A 25,241-nucleotide genomic window follows, 5' to 3' on the forward strand; every position below is an offset into this window, starting at 1 on the left:
AGATTTTATGAAAAAACTTATAGTTTTATGTTGTGCACTTTTATTATTAGCAGCATGCGCTCAGAAGGAAGACAACACAAAAGGGAAAGAGACGAAAGGGGACAATAAAATGAATGAACAACTAATAGGTAAATGGGAAGGGAATATTGAGACACCGAATGGAGCATTTCCAATTATCGTTGATTTGCAAAAAGATAACGGGAAACTATCAGTACCTGGGCAAGGGAATTATCCATTTAAAAGCATTACATATAATGGAGATCAAGTGAATGTTTCCATCAACTTAAATGGCTCTGCAATTGAAATTAATGGCACATTAAAAGATGGGCAAATAGAAGCAACATTCCAACAAAATGGTGGCAAATTCCCACTTGTCTTAAAGCCATTCAAAGAACAGCCAAAACAACCAGTTACGTATGAAACGTTAAAGATTCCTGTTCAAAATGGTGAGTTAACAGCGGCTCTTCAAAAGGCTAGTAACGAGCCATCTCCAGTTGCGCTTATTATAGCAGGCTCTGGTCCAACGGATAAGGATGGAAATTCAGCCTTAGCTGGTAAAAATAATAGCTTAAAAATGATTGCAGAAGGCTTAGCAAAAGATGGTATTGCAACTGTTCGCTATGATAAACGTGGAATTGGCGATAATCAATCCCTTTTAACAAAGGAAGAGGATTTAACGATCGACCAATACGTAGATGACGCAGTTCAAGTAATAAATACCCTGTTAGCCGACAAAGCTTATTCAAGTGTTCATATTATTGGTCATAGCGAAGGCTCACTGATCGGTTTGCTAGCCGCACAAAAAGCAAAGGTAGAGTCCTTTGTTTCCATCGCAGGCACTGGAAGACCAATAGATGAAGTTCTGTTAGAGCAAGTAAAAGGTCAGTTTACACCAGCCCTTCTAAAAGAATCAACAGATGCTCTTGCATCCTTGAAAAAAGGCGAGCTAGTGAAGAACGTTTCACCAGAATTACAATCTCTCTTCCGATCTTCCATTCAACCATATATGATTTCATGGTTAAAATATAACCCTGCAAGTGAGTTAGCAAAAGTAAGTAGCCGAGTTTTAATTGTTCAAGGAACAACTGACTTACAAGTAGTTGCAACGGATGCGGAAGCATTAAAGAAAGGTAAACCAGATGCCGAGCTTGTATATATGGACGGCATGAATCATGTGTTAAAAAATGCTACAGCAGATCGCGCGAAAAATTTAGCGACGTATTCAGACCCATCATTACCACTTCATAAAGAATTGTTGCCAGCCATCCAGCAATTTATTAAGAAATAGAGACTAGGAATGGAGAAGGTCTGATTCTACAAAGGAATCGATAGTGAAAGTTTCTGATATACAATTAGGCGAAATTAAAAGTGCGATTATATTTTCTTCACCAATCCAAAGCGATATAAGAGAATGCGCTTTCAAAGGTGAGGAAGGACTTGAAAGATGGTCTGAGCATAAAAAATAATAGAAAAGAACTTGGTTTACTTTCAATCATAGGAAGTAAGCCAAGTTAGACTATAAGTTCTGAATCTAACTGTACTTTGTGAGCATAAAATAGAGAATCGTAGAGATCAGAACGAAGACTACCAGAAAGCCATTTAGCAACAGTCCACTTGAAAAATTAGAGTTTGCAAAGCTCCCATTCAAAACCAAGAGTGAGTAATGATACCCCCTATTCTGAAGCAAAGTTCCAGATGGATTTAAACTTCAAACATTTGATGATATCCACTTTTTTCATTTCATTTACTTGTGATGATTTCCGTGAAAGCTTTACGAAGGTCATTAGCGAGGGTGAAGTTAATCGATCGGTAATAATAAGATAAGGAGATGAAAGAATGGGAATCCTAGATATTAAAAATTTTTCAAAAGTGTATAAAGGTGAAAAAAAAGCTGTCGATAACATAAGTTTATGTGTTGAAAATGGCGATGTTTTTGGATTTATAGGTCATAATGGAGCAGGGAAAAGTACAACAATCAAATCAGTAGTAGGAATCCTAGATTTTGAAGAAGGCGACATCTACATTGATGGGCATTCTATTAAGAAAGAGCCGCTTGTATGCAAATCGAAATTTGCTTATATTCCTGATAGTCCCGAATTATATGAACATTTGACAGGAATCCAGTATTTAAATTTTGTAGCAGATATTTTCGGAGTTCCGGAAGATGTTCGAGTAAAGAGAATAAAAGAATATTCTGGAATGTTTGGGATAACAGAAAGTCTTGGAAATCTAATATCCTCTTATTCTCATGGAACGAAGCAAAAGTTAGCAATAACTGGGGCTATTATTCATGAACCAAAGCTTTTGATTCTGGACGAGCCATTTGTAGGTCTTGATCCAAAAGCAGTAGTTGATTTAAAAGAGATAATGAAGAAAATGACTGCTAAAGGGAATGCAATATTTTTTTCAACACATGTCTTAGATGTTGCAGAAAAGCTTTGTAATAAGGTGGCCATGATTAATCGTGGAAAGCTAGTTTATAGTGGTACGATGGATGACATAATACAAAATCAAACATTGGAAGAGTTCTTTATGAAGGAGTTAAAAGATGAAACACTTATCGATTCTTCTGAAAATTAGGATTATTTCACTAGTGAGACTTAATACCCTAAAAGGTAAAGCCAACTTTGGTGATAAAATGGCTATTGTTGGTATATTTCTTGCGTCTGCTTTCGGGCTAGCGTATATTACAAGTCTTGGATATTTGCTGAATGAATATAATATGAGAGAACACATACTTGCATATTCATTCTTAGTGAGTACTCTTATATCATTGTTTATAGCATTTTTTAGTGCTAGTGATGAGTTTTTTGGAAAAAGAGATTATGACACATTAATGTCACTTCCTATTAAAACATCGATAATAGTAGTAAGTAGATTCTTATATATATATTTCTTGAATACGGTAGTATCTTTAATAATCATGCTTCTAATGGGAGCAGTATATTTCTTTACAGGAACAGTAAGCGGCGTTTTTTGGATAAAGATACTGATTGGAATACTTACAGTTGCATTAGTGCCATCAATTATAGCATCAATTGTTAGTATAGTAGTTTTAGAAGTTTCATCGAGAGCAAAATATTCTCGTGCGGTTTCTTCATTTAGCTATATGTGTATTATTTTATTTTTAGTATTAGCACCAACATTGAGTAGTTATAAATTAGACCCAAGCGATATGAAATTGATCTTAACAAATATATTGAATCAGGCTAACCAAGTGTATCCAATGTTTTATTTGTTTAATAAAATACTGGTAACAGGAAAAGTGGGAGATTTTCTTATATATATAGCAGTTTCAATAGTGTTAACAGTGATTTTCATTATAGGTCTCTCATTTGTATACAAAGGACTAAATACTAGAATACGATCAATGAGTAGTAACAAAAAATATGAAATAAAAACATTAAAAAGATCAAGTAAATTAAAAGCATTATATGTGAAAGAAATCAAACGACTATTTTCGTCCACAACGTACTTAATAAACACAACATTCGGAATGATCATGATGGTTATTTTTACGATTTCTTTAATGATTTCAATTACAAAAGTGATGGAAAATATGCCGATAAATACTATTAATACAGTAGAGACTCTGTATGGCGTAACACCGTATATAATGTCATTGATGGTATGCCTATCAAATACAAGTAGCGTGTCTTTTTCACTTGAAGGTAAAAATATTTGGATAATCAAAACTTTTCCATTGTCGAAAGAATTGGTTGTAAAGAGTAAGATACTTGTTAATCTTACGCTTACAATACCTCTTACGATAATAAACGGAATAATAATCGGAAGAGTGTTTGGAGCAACATTATTTCATTCCATCACATTAGTACTTCTTCCATGTGCATTTGCAGTATTTTCAGCAATATACGGAGTCGCTATTAATTTAAGATTTGTCAATTATAGTTGGCAATCAGAACTCCAAGTAGTAAAGCGGAGTATATCAAGTGTATTGGGGTTTTTCGGTGCAGCGATTCTGGTATTCATTGCAGCAGTTCCAAGAGTACTATGGTCAGGTTCGATAGTAGGTATATATGATGTTATTATTATTTTATGCTTGGGCATCGTAACTAGCATGTTATATGCAAAAACAATAAATGGTGAGCCTATTTAATTTGGGAAGAGTAGTGTGAAGATGAAATTATTAAATATTATTGAAAAAAGTAAGCTAAATAAAGACTAAAATTAATTGAAAAATCGAAAAATAGAGTGTTCCGCTCACTCGCTTTCATTACTGTTTGTATCGTGAAGCGGACAAGGGAGAGAATGGAGATTATTATGAATACATCTAAAAAGTCAGTACGTATAATTCCTTGGATATTTTGTGCCTTGTTTTTGGCGTTTTCAATTATTGGTGTACAAAATATATCGGATGAGATTCCTATTACCTTCAACATAGCCGGTCCCAATTTAAATGGCAGTAAGTATTTTATCTTTATATATCCTGCATTGTCTTTATTTATAGGGATTACTGCGTTAGGTGGAGTAGGGAAAAAGAAAAATACTAAATTACAAGGAAACTTACCATTTATAATTCTTGGGAACTTAATAGTAGGTGGATTTATGGTTTATACAATCTTATCAAATTGGAATATGTAATTCCTCTTGCAATTCTAAGCTTCTTTGCATTTTACTTGTTGAAAACCCAGTTTTCGCATTAGAAAAATTTGATATACATTTTCCACCCCCAGTACCATCCATTCTGATAGTCCTCAACTAATCTATCATATTATGGATAAGTTTACCCGCGGAAGCAGAGCAAATACCCGCGGAAGCAAGGTAAATACCCGTACGAAACAAATTAGTATATAACCAAAAGAAGTATGCTCAAATCAAAAAATGATGAGCATACTCTTTTGTTTTTTGAGCAAGTTGTCGATGATATTTGTTAAAACGTATACCATGTTAATAAGTTCATTATAGTGAAACATTTACTACTACTTTATCGTACAATAACTAAGCAAGGAGAGGTTTATTTTAATTCATTTAAAATGAATGACATAGCACATGCAACTATTTAAAAAGAAGGTGTTTTTATGTATAGCATTGGGAAATTTTCGAACCTGTGCAATGTTCCTATAAAAACCATTCGTTATTATAGTGATATTGGGTTACTCGAACCATCCTTTATAGATCAAGTGACAGGCTATCGTTATTATGATTACGATAAAATGAAAGAGCTGAATACTATACAGGTTCTAAAACATTGCCATTTTTCATTAAAAGAAATTGAACAGATTATTAACAGAAAAAATGATAGGCAAGATTTAGAGGCAAGATTAAATAAAAAAGTTCAGGAATTAGAGCACCAACAAGAAATAATCGCTGAACAAATTCAAAATATTGTCCAAGTGAAAAATTCTATAAGGCACACTGAGACATTTAATCCAAAGCCAATATTATCAAGTTGTTACATAGAAGAACGCCCAAAAACACAGGTGCTCTCCATCCGTAAAAAGATACATATTATTGAAATGGATAAGCTAGTACAAAAATTATTTGAACGAATATATGCGTATCAATTTGAGATAGATGGTGAGCTTGTTGCAATTCTCCACCAACAGAACAGGAACCAAAATATAGCAGATGTTGAACTGCTGTTACCAGTAAAAGGAACTCAACAGGGGGAGCACATTAAAGTAATATCAGAAGGCAAGTATGCTTGTATAGATGTAAAAGGGCCGTATTCAGAGCTACATTTTGGCTATAGTCGCTTGCAGGAATGGCTTACTGAGCAATCCCTTCAGGTAGAAGGGGTGTTTATGGAGCAATACATAAAGGGGTTAGTCCCAACTGAAGTCATAAATCCAATTAATATTAAACCAAATATGGAGCTACATCCTAATGATTTTTTGACGAAAGTGTTTGTGAAAGTAAAAAACTAGCTAAACTCTCCAGTAGATGGAGACTTTATTCTGTATTTAGCAAGGTAAGAAATATCTTGCTACTAATATATAGAATGGGGTATATTGATGAAAACAAATACAGGACAGTTTGCATTTCTTAAAGGTAGTTCGTACGAGATTGGGCAACAACAAGCGCGAGAATATCAAAAAAACCCTTTTGCGAAATCGGTATTCTTTACGGAAAATTTAACTTCTGACAACTCTTATTTTGAAATGAAAGCACATATTGAGCAGTATTGCCCAGGTTTAAATAAAGAATTAGAAGGCTTTGCGGAAGGCTTTGGCTATGAGCCCGAACAATTAAATTATTATCAAAATGCGTGGTTAATTCCAGGGGGATGTAGTTTAGGGGCTATATTACCTGGAAAAATGGCGGATGGAAAAACATATGTTTTAAGAAATTACGATCTATCACCTGATATTTCAGATATGCGTTTATGTACAACAGACGTCGAAGGGAAATTTACTCATACAGGATTTTCTGTTTCTACATTTGGTCGAAGTGAGGGCTTAAATGAGAAGGGGCTATGTGTTGCATATGCATCATGTGGTATGCCCATTGGCAAATATCCTGGTATGAGACCACCAGTTCTACCTGGGTTACAGTTTATGGTTATTGTAAGAGCCCTGTTAGAAAATTGTAAAGATGTCGAAGAAGCAATTTATATGGTTAACAATATGCCAGTAGGAACGAATATGAATATGCTTATTGCGGATGCAAATGGCGACGCAGCTTTGATTGGAACATATGACGGGATAAAAGAAGTTAAACGTGCAGAACTCGATTATCTTATTGCAACTAACCACGGACTATTTTCAGCAATACAAGAAATGGAGCCTGGCAAGCTCGAGCATTCTCAATTAAGATATGATATTTTAGAGGCGAAATTTAAGGAAAGTGGAAAAAGATCTATTGATGAAATCCAAGAACTTCTTTTAACAGAGTTCCCTAACGGATTATCCGTCCATAATTACAAAGAAAGCTTTGGAACAGTACATTCAATTTTATTTAACCTTACTGATTTGCAAATGGAATTTTCATTTGGCTCACCATTACAAAATCAGGTAAACAAAATAGACGTTGGCGAGAATTTTGTGAAAACATCAACACCTGTTGAATTTAATAATAAAAGCTATGGAACAGAATTTTGGAAAATAATAAAATCTTAAACAACAAAAAGACCTATCCTTGGTTTGGTGAGAGGTCTTTTTGTATGTACAAACGATCATACTGCGTAAAAGAAAGAAATACACATTAACGCTCGATTTTGACATTTATACTAAAGCGCAAAATCTCGATTATCTTTACTTATAATAAACTAGAAAAATTACCATTCATCGAAGTTATTTTCTATGGGTCGAGTATATTATGAGGGCTGAACGTGCTATTTAGTGGCTATCATTCGTAGTCAATTCTCTTTATCTTGTTTATTAACTCAATTCGTTCGTTACTACTTGGATAAATTCATCTCTATATTGTGATTCAAAAATAGTAACCCCTTTCTCTTTGGAAAGTTGTTGTAACTTTTGAATCTTTGCTTCATCTTGCTCCATAAAGGCTTTTTCCACATATTGTAAATCTTGCAAGATATGATGTATAAATGTATCACCTTCTCTTTTGATATCTATAGCAATAAAATCAAAAGATAAAAATGCTTTAGTAGGGTTGATAATTTTATCAAACAGATAGTTTAAAGCTTTAAAAGGGACATAAGGGATACCTTTCTTATACTCATATTTCTCAATAATAGGTAAAATCTCATTAATAAATCTTTGTATTTTTTCTATTTCGTAAAGCTTTGTATCCTCGAAATCATGCATCTCGATAATCTGCTGTATTTTTTCATATTGATTTTGTTCTAACAGTTGCTTTATATAAAGGAGCTCTTCTTTGAATTTGGATCGGACTTTTTTACTTAATTGCCGATGATCAATAACAGCGTATTCGATTAGCTCCCAGTCTATCTCTGGACCAAAATGTGGTCCTAAAAAATATTTAAGTTCTTCAAAATCGCTCACTTCGGTAACTCCCTTTAAATTAGTATTCTTTTAATCGTGCAGTAAAAACAAGAAAAACTTAGCCTAACCGCTCATTGGACGTCGCCAGTAGAAGCTGTGTCAGGGTAATTTCCTTTTTTTACTTAATTTCCAATAATTATTTATTTTACATAAAAAATCATTTTATAGAAACATATATTTTTATTTCATTTTTTTAAAAAATAAAATGAACCTTTTACAATCCCCGTTTGTATAGTCAGTGAACATATAAAAAGGGAGGGTTTATTTTGGAACTTATTGTGAAGGATATTGTGAAAAAATATAATGGTGTGAACGTTTTGGATGGTGTGTCGGCCACATTTAAAATGGGGTATTGTTATTTATTATTAGGTCAGAATGGAGCAGGTAAATCTACATTATCAAAATGTATAGCTGGAGATGTAAAACCTGATGGTGGTTCCATTCTATTCAATGATTCGTCCCAATATGTGCATGAGCAAGTTGCGCTGCAGTACCAATTTTTTTCGAGTTATCAGCATCTGAAAATTCGTGAAGTGATGGCCCTTTTTACTACATTGACGAACAATAAAAATGATTTGGGAGAGTTATATGAAATATTAGGATTACCAACTTATGATCACATCTTATTGAAAAATGCGTCAGGCGGTCAGCGAAAAGCAGTATCGATATTCCTTTCTTTTTTATTAAATAAACCGATTATCATTTTAGATGAGCCGTTTGCTGATTTAGATTTAACTAAGAAAAAGCAATTGATGTTTTACTTACAAGATGAAATTCGTCAACGTAACAAAATGATTATCATTATTAGTCATGAGGTGGCAGGGTTAGAACCGCTATTTGATTATGTAGTGATCTTAAAAGACGGGAAGCTCATTGAAAATAGCACACAGGATGAGCTCTATAGAAAATACACAGACGCGAAATTGCCAGGAATCGAAGGTCTTTATTATGAAGTGACAGGCCAAATTTTAGGAGGAAGAGTGGGATGATGAAACAAATTGCACGAATTTATATGTTAGAAAATATACGAAATGCAGGAATGTCTATTGGAAACTTGTCGCCAGCATTTATTTTTTTGATCATGTCAGTTATTTGTAAAAACATGATGAACGGAGAAGCATTTGATTATCTAATTAAAGGTCAGTTTTTACCAGTTTCAATTTTAATGTTAATTTTCTCATTTGCATTTTCTAGCGCTACTATATATTTGGCAGATATGAAGGCTAATAAAACGTTCCAATGGGTACAACGAACAGGCGTGAAGCCACACACTTACTATATTGGTATGGGAATCGGTGTCTTTACATTATTAAATGTATTTTTAGTGCTATTACTCATTGGTTATTCCTTCATCATTGATATTTCACTTTCATCTTACTTTATGATTATTTTGATTAGTAATTTTGTTTTACTGGCATTATATCCATTGAGTTTTATATTAGCAGGTCTATTTAAAAACGAGAAAGTAGCTCAAAGTATGTTAGTGCCAATTATGATTTTATTCATGTTTTCAGTAACGATGACAACGATGTTTTTAACAATTGGTGGGAAAAACCCACATGATTATTATATTTTTCTAAGCTGGAATCCAATGCTTTATTTAAATGATAGTTTGCAAATGTACTTAAATTTAATTAATGAAACATGGCTTCCGCAATATCAATATTGTATAATTTTAGCAGTTATTAGCATGGTGTTAGCTGCCATTGCTAAAAAAGTATATAGCAGTCGGTAGGTGATATTATGGGAATTGGATTTATTGTATCTTTTATTGTCATTGGAGTTTGGACTATTATTATTTTGGGAATCACAATCCCGATGAATAAAAAATATGTTGTTCGCGAAAATGGAAAAATTAATTATAAAAAAACAACAATTTATTTACGGTGGAATGTATTTGATACTTTAACGCTCGTTATAGCCATATATACAATACTTTGTGTGCAGGCATTAAACATGCTTTTGTCATTCTCTCAAACAATCGAAAATCCATATGTGCAATTTTTTACAAATCAATCGCAAGCATGGGTCATTGTAATAGTCGCATACTTAGTTTCACGTGTGTCCATAACATTGAAGTCCATTAAGGCTCATTGGGGGGATGAGCTAGATGATAAGCAATGAGGAGTGGATGGAGGCCTATAAAAGCGGCGATGTCGAGGGCTTTGAACAGCTCTATAGTCGTTTGTATGAGCCATTGTACTGCTTTTTATTTCGCTATACTCGGGAAGATCAGCTTAGCATTGATATTGTGCAAGACACCTTTGAGCGTTTACAATATATAAAAGAAGATTTTGATCAGCAAAAGGGAACGATTAAAGCATTTTTATTTCAAATCGCGTATCGTTTAATGATAAATAAATTAAATCGGCGCAAAAAATGGCGCTCACTCTTCCCGTTTTTAGTACCGACGTCAAGTCCTCGGATATCAGCTGACGAGAAATTAACGATTCAAGAAGCGATTCTTCGCTTACCTGATAAGCAACGAGCTGTTATTTTGCTTGTTTATTATCATGATTTGCCACAGGAAGAAATTGCACAAATTTTGTCCATTCCACTTGGTACAGTTAAATCGAGGCTACATAATGCGATAAGGACTTTAAAGGAAGAGCTAAAGGAGGATTTCGATGCTTAAGGATGAATTTCAAAAAGAACAATGGTTAAAAGACAGCTTAGATCACGATAAAGTGGAGATTCCCCAGCAGCTAATGACATACAAGAAAAGTCGCTGGCAACGTTTTCTTCAATATTTAGCTTCACCAACAAAGGATCCGTTAGAGCCAATATGTACATCTTCAGTCGGCTACACCTCTTTGAAAATAGTGCCTATTGTTGCGGCTGTATTTATTACAATTCTCCAAATTTTATTGCAATAAATTTTATGACTTACGTTACACAAAACTTTTGTAGCTGACGTTTCACTTTCGCTACATAAAACAATTGCGGAAAGAAGTTAAATTTCTCACTGCCACAATCTTCTGGTTGTGGTATTTTTGATGAATAAAATACTATTTATTGCCCATTTTAAGGAAATGGTTAGGTTAATTTGGAGGTTAGTGCTTTGAGGGTTTTGAAAAATTTTCCACAGCCAAATACAATAAAAGGTCAGCTTCATCGAGTACTTGTATGGATTACTTTTATTATTGGTCTATGTATTTTTATTCCAACGCTTTATATTGAATATCGGCAAACCATTCAACATCAAAATGAAGAGATGACACATTATTTGGATGCCCAAACATATTTTTTTGAAAGCTGGTTATCAGAGCGATCCAGTGATATACATACAATAGCTAACTTAGATTATATAAAGGACTATAATTATGAAAAATCTCAAGCTTTTTTTCAAGATTTTAAAGAAAAAACAGATTTCACAGACTTAATATTCGTCAATAAAGAGGGCATCGTGCAATTTGATACAGCTACCGAATACAGTACTACTGGTGTTAGTATGGATGTAAATGACCGTAAGTATTTTCAAGTTGCTAATAAAACGAAGCAACCGTATATAACAGATATTTTAATAAGTAAAGTTACAAAGCAGCCTATTATTGCATTTGCTTCACCGATTCTTAATGCACAGCAACAATTCAATGGTGTAGTTTTTGGCGCAGTAAATTTAGATACCATCAATCAACTGTTACAAGAATCGAGAGTAGGCTTTTTAGGGCATTCTTATATTATAGATCGGGAAGGTACTATGCTCACTGAATTTATCAATAAACAACACCGATCTTCTGGCAATTATTTAGTTGATGAGCATATCCTGAACGCTGCATTAAAAAATAAAATAAATGGCCTCGAGCTTTATAAAGACGCGAATGAGAAGTGGGCTCTTGCTAAAAGCAAGCCTATAAATGGAGGGAAATGGTTTATCATATCAGAAATTGGTCTGTTAGAGGCTTATAAACCATTAATCATTAGATTTTCATTGATAACATTTTGCTTAGTAGTAGGTTCTTTTTTTACGATTAAAATGATGCTACACCTCTCTAAAAGAATCGAAGAACCTATTCAGCAGCTTCTTACAGGTGTTAGAAAGGTAGAACAAGGTTATTATGATTATCAAATAAATGAACAACAGCTGGCACCTTATGCGCTAGAATTTCAGGAGCTTTGTGCATCCTTCAATGAAATGAGCGATAAGGTGAGAAAAGATACTATCTTACTAAAGGAATTATCGATTACCTGTCAGTTGACGAAGCTGTATAATCGTCGTTATTTAAATGAACAGGGGGAGCTTGTTTTTCAGAAATGTTTAGAAGAGCAAAACCACTGTTCATGTATAGCAATTGATATTGATTTTTTCAAAAAGGTCAATGATACATATGGACATTTAATCGGAGATGAAGTACTACAGCACGTCGCAAACATCATTTCAAATTCTGTGCGAAGTATCGACATTGTTACAAGGTATGGGGGAGAGGAGTTTGTCATTTTATCCCCAAATACTACGCTAGAGAGTTCAGTGAAAATAGCGGAAAGAGTTCGGCAACATGTTGAAGATAATCCTTATTATGCGGATAATTTAGAGATTAATGTGACAGTGAGTATTGGTATCGCAGGATATGGTCATTCTAAAAATATTTCAACATTTTACGAGCTACTTGACAGTGCGGATCAAGCACTTTATATTGCTAAGGAAAGCGGTCGAAACCAACTTAGAGTATATGATAATACAGGCATAGTTGATGTAGGGCAACTACTTTAAAAGACAAATTTGGAAAGTGGTGTTTACATGAAGGGAATTATACTAAGTAAATTAAAAGAAATTGAAAATAAGTATCAAGTGAAAATTTTATATGCTGTAGAATCTTAAAGGCTTTGTAAATGCCTATATAAAGCGGTTTGAGTGGGGGGGAGCTATGAGCTAGCCCCACTTTTAGCCCCATTTCCAATAGCACGGTCAAATGTGTCTATAATTTTATCTTCCATTTCTCTCAATACATGCCCGTATGTTGTATGGATTATTTCGGGCGTATTCCCCAATCGTTCGGCAATGGCTTTCACAGGAATATCATTATTCATCAAAATTGTAGCGTGTGTGTGTCGTAATCCATGTATAGTGGTAGCTGGCAATCCAGCTGCTGCTACAATACGGTTAAAAATGGCATTTAATCGTGTAGAAATAAAAGGTTCAGCGGTGATAGGCGATATAAAAATAAAGGAATCGTCTTTTGTAATATCGTCAAGTAATTTCCGACCATGCGACAGCAAAAACGCTTTAACAGCTACTCGATAACGCTTTAACTGCTGTAAAACAATCTCATCTATTTTTATGGTACGCTCGCTATTCTTTGTTTTCGTGGAGTCTACACCATTATTACCTCTATGACGCTCGATGGTAATCGTTTGATTAGTAAAGTCGATATTCCTCCATTGAAGCCCCAACGCCTCACCTTTACGCATGCCAGTATAAGCAATCGTTAAAAACAAACTATAATAGGCAATATCTTCCTTTAGCTTAATATGATTCAGTAATATACTTAATTGCTCAGGTGTAAGATAGTTCTTCTTTGCTTCTTTCCCTCTTAGAGATGGCAAGATAGTACCCTGTAGTTTATTTCGTGTTAGGATTTCTTCTTCTACCGCTGCATTGATAGCAACTTTAAATAAATTATGAAGTAATCTGACCGTACTAGGTTTATATTTCTTTTCTAACTCATTAATGTAATGTTTCTGATAGATCGATTTAGTCAGTTGTTGTAGTTTAAAATGACCGATCAATGGCTTCATTTGTAAACGAATAGCCATTTCACGTTGTTTCTGTGACGCGATTTTCCATTTTTTTTGATTGGCTTCATACCATATATCTAGCCATTGTCCGACAGTTAGGTTATCATTTTCTATATGTTTAGTTTCACCACGCAGCGTTGCAGCCTTAACTTCCAGTAGGGCTTTCAATGCTGCTTTTTCTGTTTTAAAACCACTTTTCTTCTTCTCTTTCCGCTTTCCAGTAGCATCATAATACTTATGTCGAAACATCCATAGCTTTTCTTCATTTGCATTGAAATAGTGATATATTTCAGGTTCTTTTGTTGATTTATATAACTTCACTCATACCATTCCTTTCTATAGCTTTGGCGAGCGTATGTACAGGAATAGGTGAGTGTGATTAATCTAAATTGTCGAATATATTCAAAAATCTATCACGGATACATTCAGATAAAAATTTATCAAACTGTTCTTCTATATAGTCAATTACATATACAGGGGCTTTTACATTGTCTAAATTCAAATAAAATTCGTCTGAAATTAGAATATCTTTAAATATGATTTGTTTGAGTTTGTTAAAAAGTACAGAAGTATCTACTTCAAAATCAAAAACTAAAAGTTCACCCTCATACTTAAGCATTAAGTTAATTAAAAATTTACTTTTAGCCCTGTAAGCATAGTTCCCAACTTCCTCCCACTCAGAAGGATCCTTAATCTGATTTTTTGACATCATATCGACTTTACAATCTATTGAAATGTCATTAAATGAAACACTCACATTAACAAAGGTGAACAAGTCACCTGTAGTACATTTTAAAAGTGTACATAGTTGCGTTAGTGTATCAAATTGAATACCTGAAACGTAATTATTATACAAGTTCGAAATAGTTGTCCTTGACAGCGTAGTTTGGTCTTTTACATTTTGTATATTTAGGCCTCGTTCAGCCATTAAAACCCTCAGATTGCAGTGGATAAAACCTGACATTTTCATACTCCCTTTCATAATGATTGTTTGAATTATATCATAAACGAATCAAAATAACCAATAAACTAATCAAATTTGATTGACTTTCAATTGAAAAAGACATATCATCAACATATGAATTATTATAACCAATAAGTTGGTTAATTTAATTGTGAAGGAGGTTTTGTTTTGGCTATTCAATTGAAATCACAAAACGCTTTTAGACAAGAGTTAATTAAATTAGGCTTTTCAAAAAGAGGGTTTGCCCGTTCTATAGGTGTTTCAGAAGCAACTTTGATTCAAATTTCAAATGGGAAGCAATCACCTAGACCCGAAACAGCTAAAAAGATTTGCAGTGCTTTATATGTGGAATTTGATGAAATTTTTGAAATTACCAATGAAAGAGGTGATTAAAGATGCTACCAGCAAACATTGAGGTCAATCTTGATAAGCAAGCCATTCGGCAATACATAGAGAAACGGCTTGATGAAGAAATAAGAGAAGTATTGTGGTGGATTGATTTAAACAAAATGGCAGAACTGACGAATATGTCACCAAGATTTTTAGAAAGTGAACTTGTATGTGATGTACGTATGCGAGCTATTGAGGTCAAGAAAAATCGTAAACGATGGTGGCCAGCGAGACAGGCTTTTGAAGTAATAAGTACAATTACAAGTGAGTGGTAATTAAAAATATGCTTTGGCGAGCGTATGTACAGGAATGAGTGAATTTATCATATGTAAAACTCAAGGTGGTGAAATAGATGAATGAAGAATATTTGATTGGTCGTATAACTGTGCATTTTGGCATTGATATTGTTTCCTTAGTGCACAAAGTTCATGGCCGTTTTTCGTACATGGATTTAGTAGAAGGAGACCATATCGAAGTAAAAGAGGATGACCAATACAAGGCTATTACTATTAAAGATATATTAGATAAAATTGTTGAACACGATTCAAGTCAAGTATGGAATCGTGGTTCATCAATTTATGAAGGTGCTCAAGTTAGGGTGAAGCTAGACCCTCAAGGAAACAAACTAGCAGTTTTAACGGAAAAAAGTCTAAAAATAAATAAAGTAATGTTTGCCCTTAAACAAGGGTTCATTACTCATGAGCAAGCTACACAAGCATTTTTGCAGCTTGAATTAGAAAATGATGAATAAAAGAGCACCTGCACAGTTTAAGCAACATAGGCATTGACAAGGTGGTGGTGACGATGTCTGATAATTTCTTTTTTCCAGTTTTCACTGGTCTACTCGAGCCAGAACATGTCGAAAAAATTGGTTCTGCTATATGGGAGTTTTTATGGTTAATATCTAAAGTTACAAAAGAAGTCGTCGAAAATGATGAAACTATCGGCATTGTTCTTGGCGGTAGGCCTGTTAAAAATATTGAAATGTCCGAATCGTTAGGTTACAGTCTGGCGAAAGTTGAACGAAATATTTCAACTTTAAAAAAACACGGATATATAACCACAAAGCGAACACCCTATGGAAATATTTTTAAAGTGAAAAACTCAAAGAAATTCTATAAAAATAGAACCCTCAAAAATGACGGTTCTGAAAGTAGAAAACCCTCAGATTTGGAGAGAGAACCCTCAAATTTGATGGAGAGAACCCTCAGATTTGAGGGATGTAATAAAGATATAAAAGATATAAAAGATATAAATACTACTCGTCAAAAAAAATATGACGAGGATAGCACCTATTTCAAAATGGCAATCTACTTTCATGAGAAAGTTTCTGAAGTTGCAAATGAAGCTGGAATATCTCATTTGATTAAAAAATCCAATATGCAAACATGGGCAAATGATATGCGAAAGCTTATTGAAATAGATCAAGTCGATAAGCACCAGGCTAAACAAGTAATGGATTGGGTAACACAAGATTCATTTTGGAAAACTAATGTACTATCAGCCAAAAAGCTTCGTGAGAGATTTATGGAGCTAGCTATCAAAATGAATGCAGATAAAAAACCTTCTCAACCAAAACAAAAACCGCAATATGATCCTAGAGATAAAGAAATAGAGTTCCAACGCTGGATACAAGACGGGAATGATCCAAATGACTTTGATTGGAGTGATTGAAACATAGGTTGTCAAAAGTAAGAAGCGAGGATGATACCAATGGAACTATTAAAACACTTAACTAGAGCAGAGAAAGTGAAAATTCGTAAAGCTGTTGTAAAAGAATTGGCACGATATCGAATTTCTAAATTTACTGATCCAGATAATGATAATGTTGCCTTTCACCAAATGATTGAACGAGCTATTGAGAGATTACCGACACCAGAACGTTTTCTAATTGAAGCAAGGTATTTATCAGCTAATAGTGAATACTTGACAGATTATCATGTCTACAATTTAAAGTTTGATCCACCAATAAGTTCAGTGACTTACACAAAGATTAGAGATACAGCTATGATAAAAATTTCATTGTTTTTAAATCTTGATACAGGTGTGGAAATTGAACATTTAATTCAAACAAACTATCCGGCTAGGTTTAGCTGAAAGGAGGTTGTGCTGCATGAATCAAACTATTATTTCTGAAGCTTTCGGTGAACAATTAGCGCTTATTACAGCTAACACATCTTATGCAATTGAAAGTGATTCAGATAATTTTGTTTCAGAACTAGAACATAAAGTAAGGGAGTATATGTATTCATTGTGGATGGATGCCCAGGCCAACAAACTAGCAAACTATTTGGAGAAAAGACAAGCAGCACACTTTGCCCAGTTGTACGAATTTAGTTATGGCGTGTCTATGTATGATAACGATCAATCTATTTCGAGTAGGTCGGATATTCTAGCATTTATGATTATTGACGAGAAGGCATCTTACAAGAAACGGCTAGAACGTATTAGGCTTCAATACAAACGTTTTAGAGAGATATGCGAACTATTAAGTGTAGAAGATAAAGAACTGTTTATACGCTATTTTGAGCAGTCTCAGAAGGTAGACTATGAGACTTTAAGGAATGCTGTCATAAACAATCTAACAGTAATTGGTGAACGTTATTGGCGTGATGAAAAAATGAAAGAGGAACACACGCGTCATTCTCTAAATACTTAAAAGATAATGAGGTGATTTTATGAAAGAACTACGATGCACAAAATGCGGAAAGTTATTATTAAAAGCTTCGAGTGAATATGAAGCTGGTGCTGCACTTATCCAGTGTGATTTAGAAGTACAATGCACACGATGTAAAGCAATCAATCGTTACAAGTTAAATAATAATAGAGACTCATGAAGTCCAGTAACTGCACAGCGATGTGTATGTTATTGGGCTTTTCTTTATTAGGGGGTGTGGTAGTTGAGTTCAATTAGAAGTCCGGCCAGCTCATGGGTCCTTCTGAGACTTTTTATCCGTGCGGGGCTTGCGAGCCCCAAAAGTGGTCTATTTTTATTCCAAAAAATTCACTTTCGCTTTCGTTTGTGGGAGCTCAAAATTACAACTTTGAGAAAATCTTTACATCTAATGCTTTGAAAAATGAAGCAAGGATCAAAGTATAAAAGCGAAAGTATGGTGTGTATACAAAACGAAAGTAAAGAAAGGAATTGAGAACAAATGAATATTAACATCCGTGGTCCAATCATTTCAGATAGCGAGCAGCAGATTTACGATTATTTCAATATACCTGCGACTAGTCCAGGTATTATCAATAAACAATTAGAATCTGCTAAAAAAACAGGATCAACGAAAGTGAACGTTTTAATAAATAGCGGGGGTGGTTCTGTTTTTAGTGCCTCTGAAATTTATACAGCTATAAAATCATTTTCTGGAGAAGTAGTCGTTCAAATTGTGGGTGTGGCTGCATCTGCAGCAAGTGTAATTGCGATGGCCGGTAGTCATGTTGAAATGTCCCCTACGGCTCAATTAATGATTCATAACGCAAGTGTTTCTGTCCAGGGTGATTATCGCACGATGAATCATACAAGTGAGTTTCTCCAAAACATAAACAAGTCTATTATGAATGCTTATACTGTCAAAACGGGTTTGAATGAATCAAAACTAAAAGCCATGATGGATAAAGAAACCTGGATGAACGCACAGAAAGCGAAAGAGTTAGGTTTTATCGATGCGATCATGTTTGAACAGGAAATGTCCGCTGTTGCGAGTTTGGATATGCCACTGTTAACAAATGGCGTTTTACCACAGGCTGTTATTGATAAAATGCGCCAGGAGTTAGCGCAAAATAGTAACCAAGTAGGAACAAATAGTGCCATTCTGCCACAAAATAGGGACATGCAATTATTGAAAAAGATGGCGGAAAATAATCATGAAGCTGAAATGTTAGTTCAAGCATTTAAAGCTTCATCTGGGGAAAAGGCTCAACAACAACTAGTTGAAAATAATAGTGTACCTGGAATGTCATTTACTGAATTACAAGAAGCAGCCGCATTAGCGGATATTTTAAAAAATGGAGTTGAATAAAGATGAAATTTGGAAAAACGTTAGAACAAGTAATTGCTACAAATTTAAAAAATGGTGTGTTGGATATACATCCTTTAAAAGCAAGTATTGAAAATATCGTAGTTGCACATATTCAAAGCGCAGAGGAGTCACAACGAAAGGCCTTGAATGCTCAAAATGAAGCAGAACAAGCACTTTCTAATTTCTTTCAAGAAGAGCAACTAATCAAAGAGCAAGCGCAGCGTAGCATCCAACAAAAAAAGCAAGAAATATTTGAATTGAAGCGTCAGCAAGAAATCAAAGCAAGGGAATTAGCGAAGGCTGAATTATCGGGCGATCTTAACAAGGTAGAACAATTAAAGTACGCAGTTAAAGAATTAACTGATCAATTGACTAATGAGCAAGCTTTATTACAAGGATATGATATTTCTCAAGAAGGATATTTATCATATGACCAACGTCAGGAATTGAAACAATTAATCACAGCTTATGAGAATCATTATCCCACAACATATTCAGATTTAAGGAATCTTAAAGGGTCATTGGATAAACTGATTGACTTTTTACAAGATCAATCGGAGCGGTTACGGGTCCAACAATTCCAGCACACTATCCGTGATAAAAAAGCGCAAGATACTGAACGAATTTGTACACCTGAAGAAATGTTAAAAGAAGATATACTCGGCTACTGTAAAAAAGCTCAAAATAACGTTAATCTAACAGAAATGTATATGAAGTGGTTAGATGTACGTGCAGATATATCTTTTAATGAATTTACAAGTCAACAAATTGAAGCGAAAAAAGAGAGTATTCGTAAATTTCATGAGGAAGAGGCCCAACGAGAGTATGACCGTAAACAAGCCATGTACGAAAAGAATACAAGTGCTATGGAAAGTGCTGAACAAAGAAGAAATCAAAAGATATAAAATTCTTCCAAGTATGAGATTGCTGGTTGAATAATAATTCTGATTAGCTTGCACTGGCCACTCTTTATGAGTGGTCTTTTCAAATTGTTAAGTGTGCCAAGGTTTATAAATGAAATTTATATATGGGTTTTTAATGAGTAGGAAGCCCGTTCAACGTTTTTAATGATGAAAAGGTATAAATTGTAAGCATAATGTCAAAAAGGCTGAAATGAAGCTCAAAACAGGTAAAAATAAATGTAGATATTCAAGTACCCGCTTCAATTGTTAGTTGTAAATACAACATGTATGTAGGTACTACACGAATTGATTGAGTAACTACATAAGAAAGGGGGCGTATATATGTTTTGTGTCATTCAGAAAATACAAAAGAAAAAGAAGGTTAAGATTAAGTAACATGCTAAGACAGGATAAATTCCTAAATCAAAAGGTAATGAAGCTAATATTTTTTGATTAGGAAAAGGTAGCACCTCCCAAAAACCAAAGTAAAAACCTAGGGTATTTATTATTATGGCAACAATGCTAAAAAATGGCGCAAACAAATAAAGTAACAGTTTATCTTTTTTGTAAAGGTGTAGTATGAAGATGATCCATGGAATGAGAAATGGAAATGAAAAAACGCAGCGTGTGACGAAGAAAGCTTTGAATTGGCATTTCTGACGAAAATTGAACAAGGGATAGCACGTGCGATAACAGTTTGGGGCGATGCAATAAGTTGCTATCCCGAAATAAATATATGTAATTTGAGTTGAAAACATTACAACGAAATAAAAAGGGTCATTTCCTAAATCGGAAGTGACCAAAATAAGCCCTATAAAAATTTATGTTTTGAGGTGAAAAAAGCTGCGAAGATGAAATTTACTGATGACACTATTATTTTATGTTCCGTAATTGAAAGTAATTAGGTGTATTACATTTTTAATGCAATAAAAAATTGCGGCGCTCGCCAACGCCGCAATCTTTATAGTTAGTGTGAGACATCTAAGACACTCTTAGCATGTACAGATTTAAGGGAATTTATTCATAAAAAAGCTACAATATGACGAAAAGCCGTGACAGTCAACCAACGCCACAACCTAATAAGTGCGTGCGATACACTCAATTTTATTTTGTGCAAATTAAGGTTACCTATGCATAAAAAAAGCAATAGCATACGTTCGCTGGTCTTCAAACGTTAAAGGTCAGAATTGCATACCCTTTTATGATTTAGTAAAAGCAAAAGGGTCACTTAGGATAAAAACGACCTTAAGCATCAAGGTGAGTACCTGAGCTTTTTGTGTTTATTCATCATACGGTATATATTTTGTATGAAGCTCCTTAGCTGCTTCATCGATAGGATTATTCTCAGAAATTTCTTCAGTATAAGCATTCACAGTTTTTTCTTTAGCTTCTTTTTGCTCACTAGCCGGAGCTTCTTCTTTAGATGCAGCTTCATCCTCACTACATGCAGTTAGTATTAATGTAGACAATACTCCTATATAAAATATTTTCTTCATTGTATGACCTCCTACAGTTTAAGAATTTTCTTTTGTATATTCGATAATTGTGACTAGCTAGTTTAGTTCCATCAAATTTCTCTATAATCATGCTTTTTATATCAAATATTTCGCACCATTCGTTTAAGCAATATAACATTATTTAAAGAATATACAACGAAAAGGGAACGTCCTGTGCCTTTCTATAATTGGTTAAATGACGTGACAAATTCCCACAAACTGTGGGTATTTGACCCGATTTAGAAAACTGGCTTGAATGGTAATAAAAAATAACCGCTATAAATGCTCGGAGTTATGTGAATACAGTTTAGTCAATGAGCAATTTATAGCGGTTGAGGGGAATACATATTAAGTATGTATGTCCAAATTTTTTTTATACATAAGGAGAAAAGTCTTCCCAACTGCTGATAAGACTGTTGATAAGAAGAACGTATTAGAGTCTCGTGTAATAGGGTATATTGTACGGAGATAAAAAGCATATTAACTATTTAATTGGAGAAAATATTCCTAAATAAAATTTTAGGAGGATGAAATGAATAAATATTTTCTTATATTATTGTTATTAGGGTACGTACTAATTAATATATCCATTACCGAAACAGTAGATGCAAAGTCAAGTGATTCCCCACAACCTTATGAAGAATTTTTTCCTGAAATAGGATATAAAACTGTAGAATCTGCATTAAAAGATTTTGAACAACATTTTAATAAAGAGCTTAAGCTACCACTTAGAGTACCACCAATAAGTTTTACTCATCGTTTCGGAAGATTTAGTAATTTAGATGGAGATATCAACGATGAATTTGAAGTAACAATGGTAAGTGATCAATTTCCTCAAAATCATTTTAAAATTGATGTTCGTCCAATTCAGCATAAAATTCCATTTGAAAAGTATATTTCAGAAGTATTTAAATTGAAAAATGGAAAGGATGCAGTATATATAGACAATCCTAGATTTGGGTTTAATATGTTAGTCTTTGAAAGAGATAATTTGCAGTATGTGTTTAGTATTGATCAAGATGTTTCTGATAAAGTAACATCTGAAGTGCTTATAGAGATAGCAAATTCTATTGATTATCCTAATGAAAAATATTAATTAAACTAATGAAAAACTCCCACTTCGTGATGAGTGGTCAATAAATAGGCTTTATCAAAAACACTTACTTCGGTAGGTGTTTTGATTTTTTGTCAGATTTGTATTATTGGAATGTAATTTCAAACAAACTATGATTAATAAAGAAAGGAGGGATAGAATGAAATACACTGTAGAAAATGCACAAAAAGATATAAATATTTTAAAGGAAGCAATTCAAAAAATCGAAGATTTTGTAAAATCTGCTGAATCATATCCTGAATATACTCCAGAGCAAAAAGCAATAAAATACTACGCACACTGTGGAAGAGTTGTTGAAGTAGCAAATAGATTAAACGAAGAAGGGTATCGTATAGGAAATAGAAAGTGGACTTCGAATGATGTTTCAGATATTATTGACCAACCTTCCAAGGACGATTTCTTAAAAATACTTAGAAAGAATCATACAGAACGTGAAAAATTTCAAAAAGTAGTATGGAAATAAATTATTAGTCACATCTAATAAGGTGTGGCTTTTTATTATTTTTGTTTGTAATTAAAGAAAAATGCTTTTATGTATTTTGTTAATTAAACCGTATGACAATGCCTTTTCCTTTAGCATTGTCACCTTCTTAACTAGAAGAAGATTCTTTCAAATACAAAGAAAACCAAAAGTAATTCAGTACAAGTGAGCTTTAATTCAACATTCATATTCTCACCACCTTTTTATTCAGTTAAAAATTATTCTGTGCGATTAGGGTATATTATATTCCAACAGTGAAAAATAATTGTGCAAAGAAATTCAAAGATTTCAGGAATTGTATAGTATGAAGTGTTAATCAATAAATGTTGTTCACAGACAGGAATAGGTACCCAACTTGAGCCTGGTTTTTTTTTAGTTTATATTATTGGTATATTTAGTAATTAAAAGTATACTGTATTAATGAATTGTTTTTCATATACATAATTAGGAGCGATGAAGCTTGGCTAAAGTTTTAAATTGTCCAAACTATGCTGCAACATTCCATCCAAAAAATAATTGCTGTGGGTACTACGGCAGCTAAATCATTACATCAGAAGCAAAGCGAGTAACCAATGATTAGAATGATTTCAATTCTACCAATAAAAAAATCTATTTCCATGATTTAGAGATGAATGAAAACGAACTGCCGATACGTTCAGGCTTGGCTAATACTATGTACTACAGTGCGACTAAATCGGATGAAGGTCGTTTGTTATTAACTAAGCAACGTCTGATCTTTTGCACCCATGCAATAAATATAAATCCTAATTTATAATGGGAGTTGGATTTACATGAAATAGATCGGACTGAACTAGGGTTAAATCTTCTTATTAAGCAAAGAATTCATGTTTTTGATGAAGAAGAAAACGAAACAACATTTGTCGATTAAGGCCAGAAAAATTGGATATGTGAAATAGAATATGTTTTAAATCAACAGTAAAGGAAAGACCGGGTGCTCATGAGAGGAGGATATTTAATATGAGTTATCGAAAAATACCGAAATTGTATATCTACCTTCAAAAATATAGCAAGATTTTCGTTATGTTAGCTGTCTTGACTATAATAGGAATTAGTTATTTATTAAGTCCTTTTATTAATTTAATAAATATTAATATTGACGATTCATGGGTCGGTGTTGTTGGCGCAATTATTGGCGCAATAGTTGGAGGCATTTTAACAATGTTTGCTAGTATTTATGTTCATAACAATCAATTACGTGCAGAGTCAGCTATTCAGAGAAAAAATATAATTTACAAGCCTCTTTATGATGAACTAATGGATATTAAATATTTATTGGATGAAGAAAACCCATATCCAAGAATGGTAGTATTTAAAGAAGCATCACAAACAATGGTTAGATATCCACAATATAAAGTTTGGGAGAGTATAAAAAGAGATAGTAGATATTTACAGGTCCCTCAATATTTAATTAATGATTTTACTGTGATTAAAGAAAATATAGAGTCTTATCTAAAGGAATTAGAGGCTGCATCTAATGAAGTTCAAGTCACTGTTAATGCAATATTACTTGAAAGATATAAAACTCAATGTAACATCATCAACTTTGGAGAGACAATAATTAAAAAGATTATGCAAAAAGATGAATATATAATGGATTCATATTTGGAATTACATGCTTTAAACCCAAGCATAGAGATGCAGAAAGAAGACATCGTTGAGTTAAATGATCTCATAATAACGAATTGTTGGGAATTAAATTCAGTTAAAAATCTTAATTATGCTCGAGAGATGTGGGTTAAAAGCCAAAATGAGTTAATCGATACACTAAAAGATTTGATAACGTTGATAAATATTAAATATGAGAAACATAGTAGTAAATTTTTTTGAAACTGAATATGGTGAATACAGAATTGACGAAGATGATATGTTCATGTTGCCAGCAATCCTAATAATAGATGGTATGCAAGAGTGGCAAGAAAAACATAATATAGGGTTAAGAATTAATGTTATTCGAGATGGTTACAATATATTCGAGATTTATAATTTAAAAGAACAGCAAGATAAAATCGATGAAGCAATGAAGAAATTAAAATATAAATAATTATTTATTAAGAAGTCACTCATTTAAATTGAGTGGCTTTTAATTATGTTTGCAAAGTCTGATGGATGTATCGAATGTACTTTGCGAATAGAACTATGAATTATGGGGGAGACAAAAACTCCCACAAGATGAGAGATATACAGAAC

At 33.5% G+C, this 25,241-nt stretch carries 28 protein-coding genes; 24 read left to right on the plus strand and 4 right to left on the minus strand.

Annotated elements, in window-relative coordinates; translation table 11 throughout:
* The first annotated feature begins 7 nt into the window (after positions 1 to 7).
* From ACZ11_RS05670 to ACZ11_RS05695, 6 genes are all read left to right on the plus strand, one after another.
* Entirely contained in the window at positions 8 to 1,288 is a 1,281-nt protein-coding gene (locus tag ACZ11_RS05670) for an alpha/beta hydrolase (RefSeq protein WP_082172687.1), read from the plus strand.
* A gap of 554 nt (positions 1,289 to 1,842) precedes the next feature.
* Entirely contained in the window at positions 1,843 to 2,580 is a 738-nt protein-coding gene (locus tag ACZ11_RS05675) for an ABC transporter ATP-binding protein (RefSeq protein WP_049667071.1), read from the plus strand.
* A complete protein-coding gene (locus ACZ11_RS05680; protein WP_049664409.1) occupies positions 2,549 to 4,117 on the plus strand; it encodes a putative ABC transporter permease subunit in 1,569 nt (522 codons plus the stop codon). Before ACZ11_RS05675 ends, ACZ11_RS05680 begins: the two co-directional genes overlap by 32 nt.
* Positions 4,118 to 4,281: 164 nt before the next feature.
* Positions 4,282 to 4,602 (plus strand): DUF1648 domain-containing protein, encoded by a 321-nt coding sequence (locus ACZ11_RS05685; RefSeq protein ID WP_049664410.1) that lies wholly within the window; start codon positions 4,282 to 4,284, stop codon positions 4,600 to 4,602.
* A gap of 437 nt (positions 4,603 to 5,039) precedes the next feature.
* Positions 5,040 to 5,888, plus strand: a complete 849-nt coding sequence (locus ACZ11_RS05690) for a MerR family transcriptional regulator (RefSeq protein WP_049664412.1) — start codon at positions 5,040 to 5,042, stop codon at positions 5,886 to 5,888.
* A gap of 87 nt (positions 5,889 to 5,975) precedes the next feature.
* Entirely contained in the window at positions 5,976 to 7,079 is a 1,104-nt protein-coding gene (locus ACZ11_RS05695) for a C45 family autoproteolytic acyltransferase/hydolase (RefSeq protein ID WP_049664413.1), read from the plus strand.
* Positions 7,080 to 7,340: 261 nt separating this feature from the next.
* On the opposite strand, the gene ACZ11_RS05700 is transcribed toward ACZ11_RS05695, so the two are convergent.
* Positions 7,341 to 7,928: a hypothetical protein gene (locus ACZ11_RS05700; protein ID WP_049664415.1), complete on the minus strand. Its 588-nt coding sequence runs from the start codon at positions 7,926 to 7,928 to the stop codon at positions 7,341 to 7,343.
* Between the two features lie 266 nt (positions 7,929 to 8,194).
* Here ACZ11_RS05700 and ACZ11_RS05705 point away from each other — a divergent pair, with 266 nt between their 5' ends.
* From ACZ11_RS05705 to ACZ11_RS05730, 6 genes are all read left to right on the plus strand, one after another.
* On the plus strand, positions 8,195 to 8,917 hold the full coding sequence (locus ACZ11_RS05705) for an ATP-binding cassette domain-containing protein (protein ID WP_049664417.1): 723 nt from the start codon (positions 8,195 to 8,197) through the stop codon (positions 8,915 to 8,917).
* Positions 8,914 to 9,663 (plus strand): ABC transporter permease, encoded by a 750-nt coding sequence (locus tag ACZ11_RS05710; RefSeq protein WP_049664418.1) that lies wholly within the window; start codon positions 8,914 to 8,916, stop codon positions 9,661 to 9,663. The genes ACZ11_RS05705 and ACZ11_RS05710 overlap by 4 nt, the downstream gene beginning before the upstream one ends.
* An 8-nt stretch (positions 9,664 to 9,671) precedes the next feature.
* Positions 9,672 to 10,052 carry a hypothetical protein gene (locus tag ACZ11_RS05715; RefSeq protein WP_049664419.1) on the plus strand — a complete coding sequence of 127 codons (381 nt, stop codon included), beginning with the start codon at positions 9,672 to 9,674 and terminating at the stop codon, positions 10,050 to 10,052.
* A 7-nt stretch (positions 10,053 to 10,059) separates the two neighbouring features.
* Positions 10,060 to 10,563 carry an RNA polymerase sigma factor gene (locus ACZ11_RS05720; RefSeq protein ID WP_049667072.1) on the plus strand — a complete coding sequence of 168 codons (504 nt, stop codon included), beginning with the start codon at positions 10,060 to 10,062 and terminating at the stop codon, positions 10,561 to 10,563.
* Complete coding sequence (locus tag ACZ11_RS05725) at positions 10,556 to 10,804, plus strand: hypothetical protein (RefSeq protein ID WP_049664421.1); 249 nt, start codon at positions 10,556 to 10,558, stop codon at positions 10,802 to 10,804. Before ACZ11_RS05720 ends, ACZ11_RS05725 begins: the two co-directional genes overlap by 8 nt.
* 185 nt (positions 10,805 to 10,989) lie before the next feature.
* Complete coding sequence (locus ACZ11_RS05730) at positions 10,990 to 12,639, plus strand: sensor domain-containing diguanylate cyclase (protein ID WP_049664422.1); 1,650 nt, start codon at positions 10,990 to 10,992, stop codon at positions 12,637 to 12,639.
* 152 nt (positions 12,640 to 12,791) lie between these two features.
* On the opposite strand, the gene ACZ11_RS05735 is transcribed toward ACZ11_RS05730, so the two are convergent.
* Positions 12,792 to 13,985 carry a site-specific integrase gene (locus tag ACZ11_RS05735; RefSeq protein WP_049664424.1) on the minus strand — a complete coding sequence of 398 codons (1,194 nt, stop codon included), beginning with the start codon at positions 13,983 to 13,985 and terminating at the stop codon, positions 12,792 to 12,794.
* A 58-nt stretch (positions 13,986 to 14,043) separates the two neighbouring features.
* On the minus strand, positions 14,044 to 14,628 hold the full coding sequence (locus ACZ11_RS05740; protein ID WP_049664425.1) for a helix-turn-helix domain-containing protein: 585 nt from the start codon (positions 14,626 to 14,628) through the stop codon (positions 14,044 to 14,046).
* Between the two features lie 168 nt (positions 14,629 to 14,796).
* Between ACZ11_RS05740 and ACZ11_RS05745 the strand changes: the two genes are divergently transcribed.
* The 8 genes from ACZ11_RS05745 (at position 14,797) to ACZ11_RS05785 (ending at position 19,945) form a co-directional block, all read left to right on the plus strand.
* A complete protein-coding gene (locus tag ACZ11_RS05745; protein ID WP_236690786.1) occupies positions 14,797 to 15,021 on the plus strand; it encodes a helix-turn-helix transcriptional regulator in 225 nt (74 codons plus the stop codon).
* 2 nt (positions 15,022 to 15,023) lie between these two features.
* Positions 15,024 to 15,293 (plus strand): hypothetical protein, encoded by a 270-nt coding sequence (locus tag ACZ11_RS05750; protein ID WP_049664426.1) that lies wholly within the window; start codon positions 15,024 to 15,026, stop codon positions 15,291 to 15,293.
* Positions 15,294 to 15,370: 77 nt separating this feature from the next.
* Positions 15,371 to 15,769, plus strand: coding sequence for a hypothetical protein (locus ACZ11_RS05755; protein WP_049664428.1), 399 nt, complete (start codon positions 15,371 to 15,373; stop codon positions 15,767 to 15,769).
* A 53-nt stretch (positions 15,770 to 15,822) separates the two neighbouring features.
* Positions 15,823 to 16,692, plus strand: a complete 870-nt coding sequence (locus ACZ11_RS26885) for a hypothetical protein (protein ID WP_236690787.1) — start codon at positions 15,823 to 15,825, stop codon at positions 16,690 to 16,692.
* A gap of 39 nt (positions 16,693 to 16,731) precedes the next feature.
* The gene (locus ACZ11_RS05770) at positions 16,732 to 17,115 is read left to right on the plus strand and encodes a hypothetical protein (protein WP_053093201.1); all 384 of its coding nucleotides are present in this window, start codon (positions 16,732 to 16,734) and stop codon (positions 17,113 to 17,115) included.
* A gap of 16 nt (positions 17,116 to 17,131) precedes the next feature.
* The gene (locus ACZ11_RS05775; RefSeq protein WP_049664429.1) at positions 17,132 to 17,677 is read left to right on the plus strand and encodes a hypothetical protein; all 546 of its coding nucleotides are present in this window, start codon (positions 17,132 to 17,134) and stop codon (positions 17,675 to 17,677) included.
* A gap of 496 nt (positions 17,678 to 18,173) precedes the next feature.
* Positions 18,174 to 19,040, plus strand: coding sequence for a head maturation protease, ClpP-related (locus ACZ11_RS24700; RefSeq protein WP_053093202.1), 867 nt, complete (start codon positions 18,174 to 18,176; stop codon positions 19,038 to 19,040).
* Between the two features lie 2 nt (positions 19,041 to 19,042).
* The gene (locus ACZ11_RS05785) at positions 19,043 to 19,945 is read left to right on the plus strand and encodes a hypothetical protein (RefSeq protein WP_049664431.1); all 903 of its coding nucleotides are present in this window, start codon (positions 19,043 to 19,045) and stop codon (positions 19,943 to 19,945) included.
* Positions 19,946 to 21,222: 1,277 nt separating this feature from the next.
* On the opposite strand, the gene ACZ11_RS26520 is transcribed toward ACZ11_RS05785, so the two are convergent.
* Positions 21,223 to 21,438, minus strand: a complete 216-nt coding sequence (locus tag ACZ11_RS26520) for a hypothetical protein (RefSeq protein WP_049664432.1) — start codon at positions 21,436 to 21,438, stop codon at positions 21,223 to 21,225.
* 532 nt (positions 21,439 to 21,970) lie between these two features.
* On the opposite strand from ACZ11_RS26520, the gene ACZ11_RS05795 reads away from it, so the two are divergent.
* From ACZ11_RS05795 to ACZ11_RS26200, 4 genes are all read left to right on the plus strand, one after another.
* A complete protein-coding gene (locus tag ACZ11_RS05795; protein ID WP_049664433.1) occupies positions 21,971 to 22,534 on the plus strand; it encodes a hypothetical protein in 564 nt (187 codons plus the stop codon).
* 157 nt (positions 22,535 to 22,691) lie between these two features.
* A complete protein-coding gene (locus ACZ11_RS05800; protein ID WP_049664434.1) occupies positions 22,692 to 23,015 on the plus strand; it encodes a hypothetical protein in 324 nt (107 codons plus the stop codon).
* A 996-nt stretch (positions 23,016 to 24,011) separates the two neighbouring features.
* A complete protein-coding gene (locus tag ACZ11_RS05805) occupies positions 24,012 to 24,881 on the plus strand; it encodes a hypothetical protein (RefSeq protein WP_049664436.1) in 870 nt (289 codons plus the stop codon).
* Between the two features lie 37 nt (positions 24,882 to 24,918).
* The gene (locus ACZ11_RS26200; RefSeq protein WP_161804439.1) at positions 24,919 to 25,095 is read left to right on the plus strand and encodes a hypothetical protein; all 177 of its coding nucleotides are present in this window, start codon (positions 24,919 to 24,921) and stop codon (positions 25,093 to 25,095) included.
* Positions 25,096 to 25,241: the final 146 nt, after the last annotated feature.

Origin of the sequence: Lysinibacillus xylanilyticus (genome assembly GCF_001183605.1) — a bacterium.
In the GTDB taxonomy this organism is placed as follows: Bacteria; Bacillota; Bacilli; order Bacillales_A; family Planococcaceae; genus Lysinibacillus; species Lysinibacillus xylanilyticus.